The organism is Bradyrhizobium sp. USDA 10063, assembly GCF_054063735.1.
This window is the reverse complement of sequence record NZ_JBSSGP010000002.1, coordinates 8,237,573-8,254,451: the sequence shown is the minus strand read 5'-3', so window position 1 is coordinate 8,254,451 and position 16,879 is coordinate 8,237,573. Positions and strand designations below refer to the sequence as shown.

General features: G+C 59.8%; 11 protein-coding genes and 5 pseudogenes. 5 read left to right on the top strand and 11 right to left on the bottom strand.

Annotation, left to right across the window (positions count from 1 at the left end):
• Positions 1-13 precede the first annotated feature (13 nt).
• Positions 14-1,399, bottom strand: coding sequence for an extracellular solute-binding protein (locus ACVJGD_RS40720; RefSeq protein ID WP_456639392.1), 1,386 nt, complete (start codon positions 1,397-1,399; stop codon positions 14-16).
• A gap of 1,157 nt (positions 1,400-2,556) precedes the next feature.
• Positions 2,557-2,803, bottom strand: a pseudogene (locus ACVJGD_RS40715) (LysR family transcriptional regulator); the annotation flags it as partial.
• A gap of 329 nt (positions 2,804-3,132) precedes the next feature.
• Here ACVJGD_RS40715 and ACVJGD_RS40710 point away from each other — a divergent pair.
• A pseudogene (locus tag ACVJGD_RS40710) lies at positions 3,133-3,264 on the top strand (beta-ACP synthase); the annotation flags it as partial.
• 250 nt (positions 3,265-3,514) lie between these two features.
• Positions 3,515-4,837, top strand: a complete 1,323-nt coding sequence (gene dctA / locus ACVJGD_RS40705) for a C4-dicarboxylate transporter DctA (protein ID WP_456639391.1) — start codon at positions 3,515-3,517, stop codon at positions 4,835-4,837.
• A 213-nt stretch (positions 4,838-5,050) separates the two neighbouring features.
• On the opposite strand, the pseudogene ACVJGD_RS40700 reads toward dctA, so the two are convergent.
• A pseudogene (locus ACVJGD_RS40700) lies at positions 5,051-5,449 on the bottom strand (type IV secretory system conjugative DNA transfer family protein); the annotation flags it as partial.
• 349 nt (positions 5,450-5,798) lie between these two features.
• Between ACVJGD_RS40700 and tnpA the strand changes: the two are divergent.
• The 3 genes from tnpA to tnpC are packed head-to-tail and all read left to right on the top strand — an operon-like array spanning position 5,799 to position 8,451.
• Positions 5,799-6,320, top strand: coding sequence for an IS66-like element accessory protein TnpA (gene tnpA, locus ACVJGD_RS40695; RefSeq protein ID WP_456639390.1), 522 nt, complete (start codon positions 5,799-5,801; stop codon positions 6,318-6,320).
• Positions 6,317-6,664, top strand: coding sequence for an IS66 family insertion sequence element accessory protein TnpB (gene tnpB, locus ACVJGD_RS40690; protein ID WP_456632751.1), 348 nt, complete (start codon positions 6,317-6,319; stop codon positions 6,662-6,664). The genes tnpA and tnpB overlap by 4 nt, the downstream gene beginning before the upstream one ends.
• Before the next feature lie 44 nt (positions 6,665-6,708).
• Positions 6,709-8,451, top strand: a complete 1,743-nt coding sequence (gene tnpC / locus ACVJGD_RS40685) for an IS66 family transposase (protein WP_456632752.1) — start codon at positions 6,709-6,711, stop codon at positions 8,449-8,451.
• Between the two features lie 485 nt (positions 8,452-8,936).
• Here tnpC and ACVJGD_RS40680 read toward each other — a convergent pair.
• The 8 genes and pseudogenes from ACVJGD_RS40680 to ACVJGD_RS40645 all read right to left on the bottom strand — a co-directional run.
• Positions 8,937-9,353 (bottom strand): annotated as a pseudogene (locus tag ACVJGD_RS40680) (enoyl-CoA hydratase-related protein); the annotation flags it as partial.
• A gap of 313 nt (positions 9,354-9,666) precedes the next feature.
• Positions 9,667-9,762 (bottom strand): hypothetical protein, encoded by a 96-nt coding sequence (locus tag ACVJGD_RS40675; protein ID WP_456640544.1) that lies wholly within the window; start codon positions 9,760-9,762, stop codon positions 9,667-9,669.
• A 196-nt stretch (positions 9,763-9,958) separates the two neighbouring features.
• Positions 9,959-11,263 carry an IS701 family transposase gene (locus ACVJGD_RS40670; RefSeq protein WP_456639389.1) on the bottom strand — a complete coding sequence of 435 codons (1,305 nt, stop codon included), beginning with the start codon at positions 11,261-11,263 and terminating at the stop codon, positions 9,959-9,961.
• An 89-nt stretch (positions 11,264-11,352) separates the two neighbouring features.
• A complete protein-coding gene (gene ltrA, locus ACVJGD_RS40665) occupies positions 11,353-12,846 on the bottom strand; it encodes a group II intron reverse transcriptase/maturase (protein WP_456632680.1) in 1,494 nt (497 codons plus the stop codon).
• A gap of 355 nt (positions 12,847-13,201) precedes the next feature.
• Positions 13,202-13,606, bottom strand: a complete 405-nt coding sequence (locus ACVJGD_RS40660) for a nitroreductase family protein (protein ID WP_456639388.1) — start codon at positions 13,604-13,606, stop codon at positions 13,202-13,204.
• A gap of 30 nt (positions 13,607-13,636) precedes the next feature.
• Complete coding sequence (locus tag ACVJGD_RS40655) at positions 13,637-14,614, bottom strand: NADPH:quinone oxidoreductase family protein (protein ID WP_456640543.1); 978 nt, start codon at positions 14,612-14,614, stop codon at positions 13,637-13,639.
• 34 nt (positions 14,615-14,648) lie between these two features.
• Positions 14,649-15,729: pseudogene (locus tag ACVJGD_RS40650) on the bottom strand (IS630 family transposase).
• A 576-nt stretch (positions 15,730-16,305) separates the two neighbouring features.
• On the bottom strand, positions 16,306-16,836 hold the full coding sequence (locus ACVJGD_RS40645) for a VirK family protein (protein ID WP_456639387.1): 531 nt from the start codon (positions 16,834-16,836) through the stop codon (positions 16,306-16,308).
• Positions 16,837-16,879 lie beyond the last annotated feature (43 nt).

Here is a 16,879-nt window from a genome sequence, read left to right as displayed (position 1 = left end):
CCCCTTCTCCGCCTTACATGGACGAACGGATCTCAGAAGCGAGGTCGAGCAGCGTGGTTTTGACGTCAGCGCCATTGACCATCTTCTGCATGGCGACGGCCCAAGCATTCATCGCTTCGGCAAAGCCGACGCGGGGCGTAAAGGCCAGTGCAGCTCTGTCCTGCACTTTTTCGAATGCATTGACGAAGTTGTTGAACTCCGGCTTTGCCGCATATTCTAGCCAGGTCTTGTCGGCCCACGTCGAGGCACGCGGGGAGTTAACGAGCTTGCCGGCAACGGCGCCGTTCAGATCAACCTGCTTTGAGGTCGCCCATTGGATGAACAGCCAAGCTGCCCCCTTCTTCTGGGAAGCGGCGTTCATCGCTAACGACCATATCCAGATACTCGATTCGAAATTTTTGCTGTTCGGGGCGCGCAGCGGAGGTGCGAATGCGATTTTACCTGAGGCGGGCTTGCCCGCCACGTCATTCCAAAAGCCGAACATGTTGGAATCGATGGCCATCGCGGTGCGCCCTGAGTTGATGCCATCGACCACCTGATACCAATTGTCGTTAGCGAAGGACGGCGCCGCGCACATCTTGATCATGTCCACATAGTCCTTGTGGAACGCGATCGACTCGGGCGAGTCCAGACCCGTGTCCAACTTCCCGTCCTTAAGGACGAAGTCATGCACGCCGTAAGATTTGGCAATCGATATCGCAGCCGTGTGGATGCTGCTCCAGAAGCGCACGCCGCGCACGCCCAAAGGTGTGATCGCGGGATCCGCAGCCTTCAGCTTTTCGCATGCGGCGGACATCTCTGGCGGAGTTGTCGGAACCTTGATGTTGAATTTGTCGAGGATGTCCTTACGGTAGAATAGCTGGATATTCTCGAAACCATGCGGAATGGCCCACACCTGGCCACTTGCCGGTTCGATTTGTCCATCCTTCACTTTCCAGGTCAGCGCATCGCGAAGCGAGGGGAAAAAGTCCTTGTAATCGTAGCTCGCTGCGGTGAGCTTCGGGTCGTTCAGATAGCGATCGAGAGGTTCGAGCAACTGGCCTGGTGCGAGATCCCAGGCCGGCTGAATCCCCGTACCCACGACATCCCAAGTCGGAGATTTTGTACTGAGTTGGATCGTTAGCTTATTCCAGTAGGCATCGTCCGGATAAAGCTCCGGCGTTACCTTGATACCAGTTAGCTTCTCAAATTCGGGCAGTTGAGCTGCGACCGCGTCGGCATAGGGATGAATGTCGTAAGCCCAGACGATCGAAGTACCTTCGAACTGCCGCCAGTTGATGCCGTCTGCGTCGGCTTGCTCAAACGCAACGGCTGTTCCGGCCAAAAGCGTGGAACAGACGAGAGCACTTTTAGCAAGACTCACCGAATAGCCGCGAAAAGCGGCGCGCTTCGTTAACATGATTCCCTCCCCTTAAGCTCTTTGGACCTCACGCGCCCTTGCTTCAGGCGCGTAATCCAACAAAGGCTAAGCTGCCACTTTTCCGTCTCGAGCGGCTTTTCGACCCAAACTTGGGTAATATTGGGTAACCTCGGAAAGATCGGCAATTCAGGAGAATGGGAATTGCGGGTCGGCGCCGTCCCGGCCACCGCTTGATCTGGCGCCCCGCGACGGGCGGAGTTGCTCAGCTTCTCGCGAGGGAATGAGATCTGTGGCTTTGTGCAAGCCTCGCAAAATGTCAGTCAACGACTGGGGATCGAGGAGCTGGGCAAATCCCGGCTCGCAAGCAACAAGTCCTTCAGATAGCTTCCCGATCCTTCGGGCCCTCGGCCGGAAAACTCCTGCACCCTGATCATCAAAGGACGCTCACGCGAACGCTATCGGCAGCTCTCGGCTCAACGCCACGGATAAAAACCAACAGGTCCGCGTGCGGCGTGGGGTGGGCGGCAAACAGCCCCGAAATCCTCCGCTTTGCTCCGAGCGCCATCCATATCCTTGCCGAGACGCATCTTCGCAAGGGAGTGTACCACGAGATGATCAAGGGGCCGGCCTTCCTGGAAAAAGGCGGCGTCGGCCTCGCCGCGATGGCGAAGGCACAGGGGAAGGACGCGAACGAGGTCGGCCCAAGCGTTGCCAAGAGCCTCGGCACCCTCGCCGATCCATCCCTCACAATGGCCGTCGATCATAGAGCAAAGCTGCAAGTGCCGAATGACAATGAAACGCCGGAGCCGAAAGCGGCGCGCGAAGCCAGGATCCCGGCGGCGGATAACAAATTGAGGGAGGCCGTCGCGGATCACGTTAGACAGAAACCTGGCGACGCCGAACCCGCGAAGAAGCCGATGAATGATCTCGGCGTTAAGCTGGAGCGGGACAACCGGCGACTATTAAGAGACACGCAAGCGAAGGTGACAACAACAAGGACCCAACATGGAATGTGCGGGTTGTGGCAGCGGATAACGCATCGGATGCCTTTGATACGGCTGAAGAGAGGACGGCTGGCGCTCCATAATCGAAGCCACAAACGCCGCCGGAAAACAGGATCGACGGGAAGCCATCCGAGCAACAGCCCTGCAAAGCCCAATGCGTCCGCCAAGCAGAAGCCGCGTGGGCGAACACAAACTCGGATAGGGATTAAAGACGGGGCGCGGTCGTATTCTCAGCCTTGCGACCGAAGCCATAGGCTCGGCAAGCTCTTCCGCACAAGGTGTCGGGACAAGCTCCAGGCCCTTTCATCGTGAATAGTTCATCGCGGAAATAGGCGCGTAGGCGGACGACGGCTGCCTAGTGGCCGGCTGACCTAGGTTGATGCTGCGTGCCGCCGCGGTCACGCTCGGTCGTTAGAGCATCAAGCGCGACGAGAAGATTTTGTCAAGGCCCCTCAAAGCGCATGTCTCCACATGTCCATGGCGTGGATGCCTGCCATCCAAACAATCAATTTTACCATTGTTACGGAATGCTGCATCGACAACAGCAGCACCTGACGCGCACCACGTCACTGCGTCTATCGCGCGACGCGGCTGAACTGAGGGATGGCGCCACGTTCGCGTCGAAACCCCTGACGGGAAGCAACAGGATGGCAGATCAACTCACGAAGGAATCATCACTAGAATCAAGGAATACGCCGTGGGCGGCCGCGAGATAACAACCGCCACGGAACTGACCTTGCGTGGCATCCAGTCGCTCAAGTCAATTAGCGTGAGCCGGACCCCGGTTGCGATCTCGACGTCACGCCCAATTTGCCGCGCAAGCGCAAGGTGCGCTTAGCGCTGAACAACCCCTCTGCCTTCAGCGGAACAAACGCAGTTCTGGCATTCAGCCAAGCATAGTTAGGAGACAGTCGGTCCACGGTCTGGCCGGTTGAACGGCCGCATGGCTTCGGCGCGTGGTGCGCGCCTTGCTTAACGAGAGAAAAGAAAACGTAACTGCCAGCCTGCCTTTGCAATCGCGCTGCCGGCTGTCGGAGTTCCGACATCGCCGTCTTCAATCGGACACGGCTGGCATGACAAGGCTCGTCTCACTCCGTCGCCTCTCAGCGGCGGCGGCTGAGTGTTCGAGTTCGTATTGGGAAGGAGCGTCATGACCACCATCGCAACTGCGGCGCCCGCGCCGGTCTCGAGAACTTGGTACAAAATCCTCTACGTTCAGGTGCTGATCGCGATCCTGATCGGCGTCGTCGTCGGTTGGCTGTGGCCGTCGCTCGCGACCAACGACTGGGTCAAGGCGCTCGGTGACGGCTTTATCAAGCTGATCAAGATGGTAATCGCGCCGATCATCTTCTGCACTGTGGTTTCGGGGATTGCGCACATCCAGGACGCGAAAAAGGTCGGCCGGGTCGGTCTTAAGGCGCTGGTCTATTTCGAGATCGTCTCCACCTTTGCCTTGGTGCTCGGCCTGGTGATGGGTAATCTTTTCCAGATCGGCCACGGCCTGGCGGCCAAGCCCGATGCGGCAGCCGTCGCCAACTATGTCAAGCAGGCGGAAGCCTCGAAAAGCGTCGATTTCATCCTCAATATCATTCCCGACAGCGTGGTCGGCGCGCTGGCGCGCGGCGACATCCTGCAGGTGCTGTTGTTTGCCATCCTATTCGGCTTCTCGCTGATGGCGCTGGGTGAGCGCGGCGAGAAGTTGCGCGGCATGATCGACGACACGGCGCACGCGGTGTTCGGCGTCATTGCCATTGTCATGAAGGCAGCGCCGATCGGCGCGTTCGGCGCCATGGCCTTCACGGTCGGCAAGTTCGGGCCGTCGGCGCTCGGCAATCTGATCGGTCTCATCGCGCTGTTCTATGCCACGGCCGCGCTGTTCGTGGTGGTCGTGCTCGGTCTGATCGCGCGCTTGGTTGGCTTCTCGATCTTCAAGTTCATCGCCTATATCAAGGACGAGCTCTTGCTCGTGCTCGGCACCTCGTCCTCGGAGAGCGCGCTGCCGCAGTTGATGAAGAAGCTCGAGCGGCTGGGCTGTTCCAAGCCGGTGGTCGGCCTCGTGGTGCCGACCGGCTACTCCTTCAACCTCGATGGCACAAACATCTACATGACCTTGGCAACGCTGTTTATCGCGCAGGCGCTCGGGGTCGATCTCACCTTCACCCAGCAGCTCACGATTCTGATCGTCGCGATGCTGACCTCGAAAGGGGCAAGCGGTATCACGGGAGCCGGCTTCATCACGCTCGCGGCGACGCTGTCAGTGGTTAATCCGGCGCTGGTGCCGGGCATGGCAATCGTGTTCTCGATCGACAAATTCATGAGCGAGGTGCGCGCCCTTACCAATATCACCGGCAACGGTATTGCCGCGGTGCTCGTGTCCTGGTGGGAAGGCGAACTCGACCAGGCCACGCTGCATGCGCGGCTCAACCAGGAAATCGATCCCACCGATGTCGAGACCGCGAACAAGGCGGGGTAGGTCGGCTGCATTTCTATCCGTCATATATGGCGCTTCCCGGCAAGGACTTTTCCGGTATTTCGGCAAGCAGCTTGGAGAGCAGCCGTGCCCCAACTTCGTCGAGAAGCTGCATGACCCGGTGGGGCTTTATGTCGAAGCAATGTGCACCTTGACATAGTCCGATACGGACGGTGGTGGTTGCGGGGTTCCGCATGGCAAAGCATGGCGCCAGCGGGACTGCGCGGGATCGGCGAGGAGTTCCGTTACGCGGGTGAGCGTCTTCCGCTTTTCGGCGTAGAGGATAATGCCGACCAGCAGCGAATGGCTGGTCTTTTCCCAATAAGTACGATGTTCAAGCGCGCCTTCCGGGTCGACGGGGATGTCGGCGATGTTCTGGACATCGCGCACCTCGGCCGCTCCCTTGGGCCCCTCGAGCAACGGATTGTAACGGGCGCTCCTTGGGTCGGTCGGATTGAACAGCAGGCAATGCGAGAAGCTAGAACGCCAGCCGGCCGTGAGCTCCCAGTTTTCGTCCTTGATGTCGTGAACCACCGCAGACGATGTCCAGGACAACAACGTCGGCAGCACGAGCCGCACTCCTTGCCCAAGCGGGTCGGGGGCGAAGCACATGACACTGAGACCGACTCGGGTTGGCCCTTCTTGAAGAACGGTCGCGCCGGCATAGTCAGAAGGGTTGTCGACACTCGGGCTGAGCGACCAACCATAACGGGTTCAAGAACGTCGGGGTAAGCAGCTGGCCGAGCTGATCTTCGATTCGTCGGAAGGTGCCGCCGACAAGCCCAACAATCTCTGTGCGTCGACCGGCGTCTTCCTCGAGACCGGCACGCGGTATCGTATCGTTGTCAAGCGCCTCCCTGAGGCTGAGACCGATCCGCCTTCGGGCAAATGGACCTTCTTTGGCGAAGATTCCTATATGGGCGGTCAGCCTGTATCACGTCTGTCTGGCTGGAAGTCTGTCCTGATGACGGTGTTGCTTCCATTTCGCCGCAGCTTCGATCGTCCGTACTCATCCGAGGGCGGCCGCCTTGCAGAGGTTGGCTATCGCATGATTACAGGCAGTATGGACACCATATCGACTGCCAATAATGCGAAAGTTATGGAGATCGTCGACACAGGACGGCGCCGACGGTTCAGCATTGAAGCGAAGCAGCGGATTGTGGAGGAGAGTTATTGCTGTGGCGATCCTGTTTCTGTCGTTGCTCGCCGCCACGGACTTTTTCCTGGTCAACTGTTCGGGTGGCGACGCCTGGCGCGGCAGGGCACTCTTGCAGCGCTGAACGCCAAAGATGGCGATTACGGGTTTGTCGCGGCGCTGATTGAGCCGGAGCCAACGAGAAGCGAAGGGAGCCGTGACGACGCTCGCTGCGAGCAGACTGTTGGACGGATGGAGATCGTGCTCGGCAGCGGTGTTCGTCTGATCGTTGGCGTGGATGTCGATACCGCCGCTTTGTCGCGCGTCTTGAGAGTGCTGGAGGGGCGATGATCCCGATTCCGACGGGCGTTCGTGTCTGGCTTGCCACCGGCTACACCGACATGCGGTGCGGCTTTCCGAGTTTGGCTCTCCGCGTGCAGGAAGTGCTCAAGCAAAATCCGCTCGGCGGGAATCTTTTTTGCTTCAGGGGGAAGCGCGGCGATCTTTTGAAGGTCATTTGGCACGATGGCCAGGGGGCATGTCTGTTTACAAAAAGACTCGAGAGAGGAAGGTTCGTCTGGCCTTCGGTGGCAGGCGAAGCAGTGACGATCTCTCCGGCGCAATTGAGCTATCTCTTGTCCGGAATCGACTGGCGCAATCCTCAAGAAACGTGGCGTCCAACGCGAGTTGGATAGCGATTTGCGGTTGAACTTGCCAGCAAATATGATTCATTGGCTTCATGAGTCTGAAGCCGGATGATCTTCCCTTGGACCTTGCCAGCGCCCAGGCCGCACTGCTGGTCGAACGTGAATCGTTGCGGGCTGAACGCGAAGCGCGGCTGAAGGTTGAGGTTGAGCGCGATGCGGCCGTGGCCCAAGCCGCCAAGGTACAGGTCGAGGCCATCAATTGGCAGGTCGAAGCCGCCAGTGCGCAGGCGAAGCTGTCCGACACCGAAGCGTTGATCGCGCATCTGCAGCTCACGATCGAGAAGCTGAAACGAGAGTTGCACGGGCCGCGCTCCGAACGCACGGCACGGCTGATCGAGCAGCTGGAGCTGCAGCTGGAAGACCTGGTGACGTCAGCGACCGAGGATGAGCTCGCAGCACAGGCCGCGGCGGCGAAAACCCAGACCGTGCGCGCCTTCACGCGCAAGCGACCGATCCGCAAGCCCTGGCCGGATGACATCGAACGCGAGCGCGTCGTCATCGATCCCCCGGCCGCCTGCGCCTGCTGCGGCGGATCGCGGCTGTCGAAGCTGGGCGAGGATGTGACCCGGACATTGGAAGCGATCCCGCGCCGTTACAAGCTGATCGAGACGGTGCGCGAGAAGTTCACCTGTCGGGATTGCGAGGCGATCACGCAGCCGCCGGCGCCGTTCCACGCCACGCCGCGCGGCTTCATCGGTCCCAGTCTGTTGGCGATGATCCTCGTCGATAAATTTAACCAGCATCTGCCACTCAATCGTCAGAGCACGCGCTTCAAGTGCGAAGGGATCGACCTGTCGACGCAAACGCTGGCCGATCAGGTCGGCTACGGAACCTTCGCCGTCATGCCGCTCTTCGAGCTGATCAAGAGCCATGTGTTCGCCGCCGAGCGGCTTCACGGTGACGACACCACCATCCGCATTCTGGCGAAGAGCAAGTGCACGACCGGACGGATCTGGACCTACGTGCGTGACGATCGTCCCTTCGGTGGCACCGCGCCGCCGGCGGCGGTCTATTACGCCTCCGGCGACCGGCGGGGTGAGCACCCGCAGAAACATCTGGCGCTGTTCAACGGCATCCTGCAGGCGGATTGCTATAACGGCTTCGAGCCACTGTTCGATCCGAAGAAAAAAGTGTTGCCGATCACGCCGGGATTTTGCCTTGCGCATGCGAGACGGAAGTTCTTCGAGCTGGCCGACATCGGAAAAAATGCGCGGGAGGGCAAGAAAGGCAAGCCGATCTCCCCGATGGCGCTGGAGGCCGTCAAGCGCCTCGATGCACTCTTCGCCATCGAGCGCGAGATCAACGGCCTGACCGCCGCCGAGCGAGTTGCCGTGCGACAGCAAAAGAGCAAGCCGCTGTTCGATGAGATGCACGAGTGGTTGACCACGGAACGCGCTACTCTCTCTCGCGCCTCCGAGGTCCGCGGGCCGATCGATTACATGCTCAAGCGCTGGACCGACTTCGCCCGCTTCCTCGATGACGGCAGAATCTGCCTGACCAACAACGCGGCGGAAAGAGCGCTGCGTGGTATCGCTCTTGGACGACGTAACTGGACCTTTGCCGGCTCTCAGCGCGGTGCTGACCGTGCCGCCGTCATGCTGACACTCATCACAACCGCACGCCTCAATGACGTTGACCCGCAAGCCTGGCTCGCCGACATCCTCGCGCGCATCGCCGATCTGCCTGCTTCGCGCCTGCACGAGCTGCTTCCCTGGGAATGGAAAAGGCTGCGCGAGGTCGAAAAGCCCGCCGATCAGCGGCCCGTCGCAGCCTGAACTGTCCTCCATCATAACGCAGTCACGACTGCTCGCGCGAGAGACCGTTACGCGGCCTTCCTCTGATGCGTACGATCGTCCGTGGGGCAACATTGTTCTACGGATCGGTGCGATGGGCGCAATGAGGAGGATTTCCTTGACCGCGCCCCTCCGAAGCAGAGCGATAGTCTCCTTCCAGATGAGAAGGACTTTGCCGTTCCCGGTAAGTCCGAGCTGAAGGGCTGACGCCGAAGCGAGATGGCGAGCTGTTCGTGTACCTGAACAAGCCCGTGGTTGGGCTCTGGGGTTATGAAAGCTGGCTGAGCGACCGGATCGGAAGCACAGGACGCGCGAAAATATCGATCGAAAAGTAGGGCCGCGCGGTGATGCCGCAGAGCGCAGGCGTCGCAATCAGCGTCCGAGACCGCGCGTGATTCCGATCGCCGAGCATATTCCCTCGCCGCCCACGCTGCCACTGACCATCTGTCCGCGCGCCCGTTCGGAGAACCGATGTCTCGAGGCAGTCGCTGAATTCCTCTGCGAGCGCCGCTAGTCTAGTCCGACGCGAGGCTGCGGCAGAGCGAACACCTCGTTTTCGAACGCGAGCACGATGTCGCACGCCAGCGCGATCTCGAATCCGCCACCCCGTTGACCGCCGCGATGACCGGTTTCGCCAGATCAAAGCGCTTGGTTACCGCCGAAACCCTTGGGCGGAGTTGTTAGCCCCCGCCCGCAGCTTGCTGCTTGAGATCGTGCCCCGCGCAGAACGCTTTTGGTCCGGCTCCCATGATGATCGCGACCCACTGTTCGTCGTCGGCAGCAAATTTGTCGAAGACCTCTTCAAGTTCGGATGCCTCGGGCCTGTTAATCGTGACGATTGTGCAGTGCCCCCCACGGGAGACCTTGACATATTCGTACGTCATTACCGCTTAGCCTTTCGAAGTGGGTATGCTTGATGACAAGCTGGAGAGACTGGATCGCTGTCCTGACGATCCGTATTTGCATACGATTGAGATTCGGCAATTCCGCGAACTGCGCAGGATTCTCTGCACCCTCGGGATCAGAATCCGCTGATGGTTGCGAACTCCGACAAGTCGGCTCGATCTGCACGCAGGCTATTGATCGGATGTTCGCGATCCATGTAGCCGAGAGCCATGCCGCAAAAGAGCATGAGATGGGAAGGCAGTCCGATGAATTCCGCAACGGTTGTGTGCCAGAGCGCCCAGCCTCTTGCGGTCAGGTACCCAACCCCTTCTCCAAAGCGAGCAACATAATCGATTGCATGTACATACCAACATCGGCCCATTGCCCAGGCTCCATCTGGCGATCGATGGCGAAAAACAGGCCGACAGGCGCACCGAAAAAGGTGAAGTTCTTTGCAAGCTGATTAATCTTACTGCGTCATAGAGTTCGATAGCTACTTTGACTTGAGATTGCCCTGATGCAACAAGGGCATCGAGATAGTGTTGAGACGAGAGCAGCACTCATTCTTCTTCGGACGGTCGCAATCGAATTTGGAACGTGCCGTTCAGGCCGCAATGGCGGACCCCCTCGGCCGATAATTTTCGGGAATAGCAGCTTTCTTGAAGATTTTGGTGGAGGCTGCTTCTGAGGGGGAAATCGTTTCTCGCTCCGAGACCAGGAATCCGTAAGCGGCGATGCACAGTGTTGCGTGATGGTGAAAGCCGCGCCACCCCCGCCCCTCGAAGTGACCAAGGCCAATCTCCTGTTTGAGGTCGTGGTAGTCGCGCTCAATGCGCCAGCGCAGCTTGACGATATCGACGAACTGACGAAATCCAATGTTGGAGGAAAGCGTTGAAAGCCAATATTTGGTCGGAGCTTCCTCGCCCTCTGGCCACTCGATCAGCAGCCATTCCTCCGGCCGGCTTTCGGCGAGCCAGTAATCTCGATGCGCTGGACGGACGCGCACACGGGCAAAGCGCGAGGACAACCGTTCTGTCGTACCCTCACGCCACGTGATCTTGTGCCAAGCATGCGATGGCAGGCCGATTGCGAGCTTCTTGGCCGAAATCGGTCGGTGCTTGCTATCACGCCGCAGCAACTTTGGAGGTCGCCCATTCCCCGACCATTTCTTCGGCGGCCGCGGCCCAGTTCCAGGCGCCCAGACCGACGTTTGTGGCTGGATGCCGGCCACATAGCTCAGGCCAAGTGCGGTGATATTCCCACGCAGAGCGGTGTCGGTGCCATAGCCGGCGTCCATCAGTACCACGCCGCGTGGCAAGCCCGCCGCACAGGCCCAGCGCAAATGATCGAGAGCAATTGCCGGCTTGGTCTTGAAGGTGATCTCCTTGGGCACACCGGCTTTGCGCCGACGTGTACGGTCCGTCACCCACTCCTTTGGCAGATACAGACGATACGCCGCCGGCAAGCTCGCATGATGATTTGCAAGCGAAAGGGTCACGGCGACCTGACAATTGTCTTGCTTGCCCAACTGGCCGCAATATTGACGTGCAACCCCGACTGAATGCCGCCCCTTCTTGGGAAAGCCCGTATCATCAATGATCCAAGCTTCGATCGGCCCGTGGCGTTCGATCTCCGGCAGCACCATCTCGCGGACCTTGGCCAAAACCTGCGGGTCCGACCAATCGCCTTGACCGACAAAATGCAACAACGACTGATGTTGCGCTGCTGTCCGCTCAGGAGCCGTCATCGCCGCCATCGGCTCGACACTCTTGCGATCGCACGGCATCATCAGCCCAGTGCAGTAATCGCGAAGCGGTTTGGCCCGTCCCGCATGCCCGATCACGCTCGCAAGACCCTCAATATATGCCGAAAACCGCGACGCTACGTCCCCCGATTTTATCAGACCCATCTCAGCCTCCCCACGCTGAAAAGTGAGTCTTCTCAAATATATGATTCCTGTCGACAAAGGCCGCGACACTCTGATCCCGGTAGGGACGCTCATTGCTGAGCGCCCCCCGGACAGATCCGGACATGCAGCTTTCCCGCATCCGGCTCCCACCTCGGGTGTTTGACGGCGAAGCGCTGTTCTGGCCAAGGGTGAAGGATCCTTGCTTTCGGGAGCCAATCGTTCGACAGCTTCGTGATCCGCGCCCAGGTCAGATGGTCCTTCTGGCTGCGTCGCCTCAGCGAGCGCCGCCATAGGTCGATGACGTGGTAGCGGAAAGCCTCCAGTACGCGCCCATTCGTCGGCACGGCATGGTAGGCGAAGAAGCCGATGACGACTTGCCTCAGCCATTTCCCTTGGTCGGGGATCGGCTGATGCCGCCGTCGTCGCATCTCATCCTTAATCTCGCTGAGTTTCGCTTGTATGCGGTCGCGCCGCGACTTCCGCTTGAGCAGGAAGCCGCCTCGGCGCGATGTGCCGCAGATGAAGCTGAACCCGAGGAAATTGAAGGTTTCCGGTTTGCCGAGCCCGCGCCGTTCGCGGTTGGCCGCAGCACGGCGGCCAAACTCGATCAGGCGGGTCTTTTCCGGATGGAGCGACAGTGCGAACTCCTGCAGTCGCGTTCGCATTGCATCCCAGAAGCGACGGGCGTCGTCCTCATGTTCGAAGCCGACGACGATGTCGTCGGCGAAGCGCACGATGATCATATCGCCCGTAGCGTCGCGCCGTCGCCAGCGCTCGGCCCAGAGATCGAACACAAAATGAAGGTAAACGTTGGCAAGGAGCGGCGAGATCACCGAGCCTTGGCCCGTTCCCTTATCATTGGTGGTCGTGACGATCCCGTCTTCAAGAACGCCCGCCTTGAGCCATTTCTGGATCAGGCGGATGATGCGCTTGTCGCCGACCCGATGTTCAACGAAGCGAACCAGCCAGGATTGACTGACACGATCGAAGAACGACCGAATGTCGGCGTCCAGGATGTAGTTCACCTTCGTGCTGTTGATCCCGACAACCAAGGCGTCCAGCGCATTATGCTGGCCGCGCCCCGGCCGGAAACCATAGCTAAATCCGAGGAAATCCTCCTCGAAGATCGCGTTCAGCACGGCAGCAGTTGCGCGTTGGACGATCTTGTCTTCCAGGGCAGCCACTGCGAGCGGGCGCTGGCGGCCATCCGCCTTCGGAATATACCGGCGGCGGCTTGGTTGTGCCCGGTACGCTCCCCGATGGACCCGTACGTGCAGGTCTGCGATCTTGCGATCGAGATCGGCCTCGTAGTCCCGCCACGTCACCCCATCCACTCCAGGCGCCGCCTCCCGCTTAAGCGCGAAGAACGCCGTCCTGAGCATAGGCAGGCTGAGATGGTGGTAGAGCGCGGTGAACCGTTCCTTCTTCCTTTGCCTTGCGGCTTGACGTACACGCTCCAGCGCCTGTGACACGCTTTCCCGGTCCTGCGCCCGGCGCGTGCTGAGCTGGTTCGCGTTCCCCTTGGCCCCGGCCCTTCGCTCCACCGACTCCGCCGCCGGTAGCCCGGCTTTGTTCGTCAGCATCGTTGCTAGTATGGCGGGGTCTGACTTCTCGTGTCCGTGCATCACCGGCTACGGCTCCTCGCCTTCCCGGTGCGGGCCAGGGCGGCCAGGCCGTCCCCCGGTCAGACTCGAGATCTCCCGGTTTCCGCGCAAGGAACGTCCATACATGCCAGGGTCTACGACCACGCCGGGACGTCCAGGTGCTCGCGTTATCGCACCCGTCCGCGTCGCCTTCCGCTCTGAGTACAGCGTCGACTCCCGGGACAATCTTCTTTCGCGGCTCAATGGCTGGCCTGCATGCTCCCCTACCGACGCTTCACCAGCGCCCTCACGGACGCTGCCGCACGGCTCGGGGCCGATGTGGGGCGCTACTCCTTCATCGTAATGGACTCTCACCATCTATTCCTTGCCGGCCTCCCGGCGCACACTCAGTAAGATTAAGGCGTGCAGCTTTGTCTTCGCGCGGAATGCCAATTGTGCGATAGAGATCTTCGCCGTTCTTGAATCGCCGAGTTCTATACGGCTCTTTCAGCTCCGGCGGATAGATATTGTATTCCGACGGCTCGCCTATTGGGTTGTTCTTGATCCGCTCGGCCATGAGCGCCTTGAAACGTGCGAGTTCTTGGCCGCCTAGCGCCCGGACGTGCCATGGCTGTAGATTTCCGCCGGAAGGTGAGCTGCTCGCCGCGCGTAGGATGTCTTTTACGATCTCTCCGGAAACGGGCTTGTCCAAGAATGCCCGCACGGATATCCGCCAATTCAGCGCGTCCGAAACTTTCATGAGGATTTCTCCGAAGAGCCAGGCGGATCGTCAGCCGATCCGGACGACCATTTTTCCCAGGGCCGAGCGCGTAGTCATCGCTTTGAACGCTTCGTGGAATTCCTCGAATGCAAAGACCTTTCCCACGACGGGAACAAGCGTCTTCTCGCTCAACCAAGTGAATAGCTGGGCGATGACTCGATCTCGCACATCCGGTTCACGACGACCGATCTGCGCCAGGTCGACACCCAGCAGCGCGCCCCCTTTTAGAAGAGGCAGATTGAACCGCAGCGCCGGAATCGTTCCGGAAGCAAAGCCGATCACCAAGTGCCGTCCATTCCAGGCGATCGAGCGGAACGCCTGCAGGCTCAGATCTCCTCCGACAGGATCATAGATCACGTCCGCGCCATGACCGCCGGTGAGTTCCTTAAGCTCGTCGCGCCATCCTTCGCGCGTGTAATCCAAGCCCGCATCTGCACCGTATTTGATTGCGAATTGTCGCTTCTCCTCAGTCGAAGCCGACGCAATGACGCGGGCGCCCAGCAACTTTCCAACCTGAACCGCAGCTATTCCAACGCCGCCGGCGGCTCCCAGGACCAGGAGTGTCTCGCCGCTCTGCAGCTTTCCCCGAGCGCTGAGCGCGTACAGCGCCGTCAGGTAATTGGCGAAGAACGAGGCGCCGACCTCCGGCTCTATACCCTCAGGCGTAACGAACAGGTCCGCGGCCGGCACGGAAATATATTCGGCAAGGCCACCATTTCTGACCATCCCGATGACCGGCGTGCCAGGCGCGAAGCCCGCAACATCAGCGGCCGCCTCGTCGACGACCCCCGCAAACTCCGAGCCGGGTGTAAACGGCAACGGGTCCTTGATCTGGTACAGGCCCTGCACCTTCAAGCCGTCGACGAAGCCAACGGCAGCGGCCTGAATTCGAACGCGGACCATTCCCGCTGAGAATTCCGGCTTAGCCACCTCCTTGATGGTGATATTTTCGATACGGTCGTAATTCTCAACCAAGACTGCTTTCATGACATCCTCTCGAGCGAGCCGATTAATACCGGAATCAGAGCTGAGGGATACGGCGACCTTTGAACCGGCGTTGGCGGACCTTTTTCTTGGTCCAGACGAAGGGCTCGGCTTTGTCGTGGTACGCGTTGACGTAGGCATCGATATGGTCCTGAAGCTGCTTGAGGCTTGTGAAGGAGGTGCCGCTGAGCGACTGCCCCTGCAGGATCGAAAACCATACCTCGACCTGATTGAGCCAGGACGCACTTGTCGGCGTGAAATGAAATCGCACCTTGGGGTTGGCCTTGAGCCAATGTTCGTTGTTGTTGTGGGTGTTGAAGTTGTCGAGGATGACGTGAAACTTTCGGCCCGGAAAGGCCGTGGTGACGCTGTTCATGAAGTCGAGAAACTCGACGCGGCGACGTCGTTTTGAATGAGCCGCGATGATCTTTCCGGTGGCGACTTCGAGCGCCGCAAACAATGGTGTGGTGCCATGCCGCTTGTAATCGCGGCTCTCGCCGGTCAAGGCGCGGCCATTGGGCAGCTTCAGATAACCCTGCGCTCGCTCCAAAGCCTGGATCGAGGGCTTCTCGTCCACGCATAGCACAATGGCCTTCGCGGGCGGGGCGACGTAGAGGCCAACAACATCGGCGGCTTTGGCCGTAAAGTTCGGGTCGGTGCTCTCGCACCAGGACTTGCGAGCCGCGAGGTCAATCTTGTGGCTACGCAGGAACCGCCAGACATATTGGACGTCAACATCGCCCAGCGCCTCGGCCAGCAGAGGGCCGGTCCAGCGCGCAAACCCTGTCGGGGGCGGCTTATCCAAGAGCTTCAGAATCCGCTTGTCGGTCGTCTTCGCATAGATCGGCTGCTTGCCAGGCCGCGGCTTGTCTTGCAGCCCTTCAAGTCTTGCAGCCTTTCAAGGCCATGATCGGCATAGCGATGCCGCCAAAGGCTGACAATTCGCGGCTGGACCCAACCTCCTGGGCGATCGACCGGGTGCTGCGCCCGTCCGCCGCCAACAGAACTATCCGCGCCCGCTTCAAATCGCGCTGCGACGTCACCGGTGAGCGACAACACGCCTTAAGCACCTTGCGATCTTTCCTCGAAAGGTGGACTTCTCTTGCTTCGGGTATCATCCATATCGTGAATCACGACTCACGATCCAAGAAAAGTGGGTATTAGTGCCATGTACGCTACCATCAAGTATACGAAATGGCGGGCAATCGTAGATTGGCGTAAAAAATAGTGGGAAAGCGTAGCGGGGAGCGACTCGAACCCCGACACCAATTTTTTGTCTTCACTGCAGTTTGAATAGCCCTTCGCGATCGGCCGAACACTCAGCTCTGCTCGTGAGGGGCGCTATCAGCTTCCAAGTTATACGCGGGCGCCCTGCCCTTCGCCGCGCCACTCTCTCGGCCGCCCGGACTTCGGCGGGCGTCACTCCAAAGAACGACCGCCACACTTGTCTTCAACGGATTTTTCTTGATCCCCCGTGCACACGCGTCGCCTTCTAACCGGTTGAAAAACTTGAACTCTCGCTCCAATCCATCACAATACGGCGTTCTGTCCCAACTGCCGATCGTGTGATCGATTCAAATCTCAGCGATTAGCCAGCCGCCTGCGGGCACCACGTGTGTTGCGGCGTCCGCCTGGGCTGGAGCAATGGTCACCACGCCAAACCGCGCCCCGGCCGTGCGCAGTGCTTTTTCCGATTACCAGACGAACTTCGCGCCGTCCGGCAGTTCGCAGACGAATTCGCCCTGGTTCACGACTTCGGCCGCCCCGGCGGCCAGCTTGGACGCCCGCACCGTGAGTTTGCCTTCGTGGCTGAGGCTGTGGCGAATGTATTCCGTCACTGGGTGTCCCGAGCTGTCCACGGTTTGATGCGCATTGGCGAAGCTGATGCCGTTCTGGGCGGTCACCCTGAAGGCATTGATAACCAGCCCGCCCTGCACGGCCGGCCCGGGCTTGCCGCCATCGACGCTGGTGCAGCGGTTCAGGTCCAGTATGACCCTCACATTCTTGCCGGCTTGCAGGGCACTGAGTACCTCGGCGTATTTCGACGAGGGCTCATCGGCCTTGGCGATCGTGCTCACGCTCGCAGCCCACAGCAAGGACAACAGGATCGACAGGCATCTGTCACTGAACTGCATAATGCTCTTCACCTCCACAAGAACCACAGGCCGCGCAAGCGTCAACCGCCCGATGTCGTATTCACAAACAGCTTGGCGGATTCCAGACATCAGGCGCGTTCGCCTTCAGACACAACACGTGCCGCAATCGCGC

What these genes read in the sequence shown, in the direction of transcription:
- tnpA (WP_456639390.1), top strand. Translation starts at nt 5,799, where the DNA reads ATGACGGTGTTGCTTCCATTTCGCCGCAGCTTCGATCGTCCGTACTCA.
- tnpC (WP_456632752.1), top strand. Translation starts at nt 6,709, where the DNA reads ATGAGTCTGAAGCCGGATGATCTTCCCTTGGACCTTGCCAGCGCCCAG.
- tnpB (WP_456632751.1), top strand. Translation starts at nt 6,317, where the DNA reads ATGATCCCGATTCCGACGGGCGTTCGTGTCTGGCTTGCCACCGGCTAC.
- ACVJGD_RS40670 (WP_456639389.1), bottom strand. Translation starts at nt 11,263, where the DNA reads ATGGGTCTGATAAAATCGGGGGACGTAGCGTCGCGGTTTTCGGCATAT.
- ACVJGD_RS40655 (WP_456640543.1), bottom strand. Translation starts at nt 14,614, where the DNA reads ATGAAAGCAGTCTTGGTTGAGAATTACGACCGTATCGAAAATATCACC.
- dctA (WP_456639391.1), top strand. Translation starts at nt 3,515, where the DNA reads ATGACCACCATCGCAACTGCGGCGCCCGCGCCGGTCTCGAGAACTTGG.
- ltrA (WP_456632680.1), bottom strand. Translation starts at nt 12,846, where the DNA reads ATGCTGACGAACAAAGCCGGGCTACCGGCGGCGGAGTCGGTGGAGCGA.
- ACVJGD_RS40645 (WP_456639387.1), bottom strand. Translation starts at nt 16,836, where the DNA reads ATGTCTGGAATCCGCCAAGCTGTTTGTGAATACGACATCGGGCGGTTG.
- ACVJGD_RS40660 (WP_456639388.1), bottom strand. Translation starts at nt 13,606, where the DNA reads ATGAAAGTTTCGGACGCGCTGAATTGGCGGATATCCGTGCGGGCATTC.
- ACVJGD_RS40720 (WP_456639392.1), bottom strand. Translation starts at nt 1,399, where the DNA reads ATGTTAACGAAGCGCGCCGCTTTTCGCGGCTATTCGGTGAGTCTTGCT.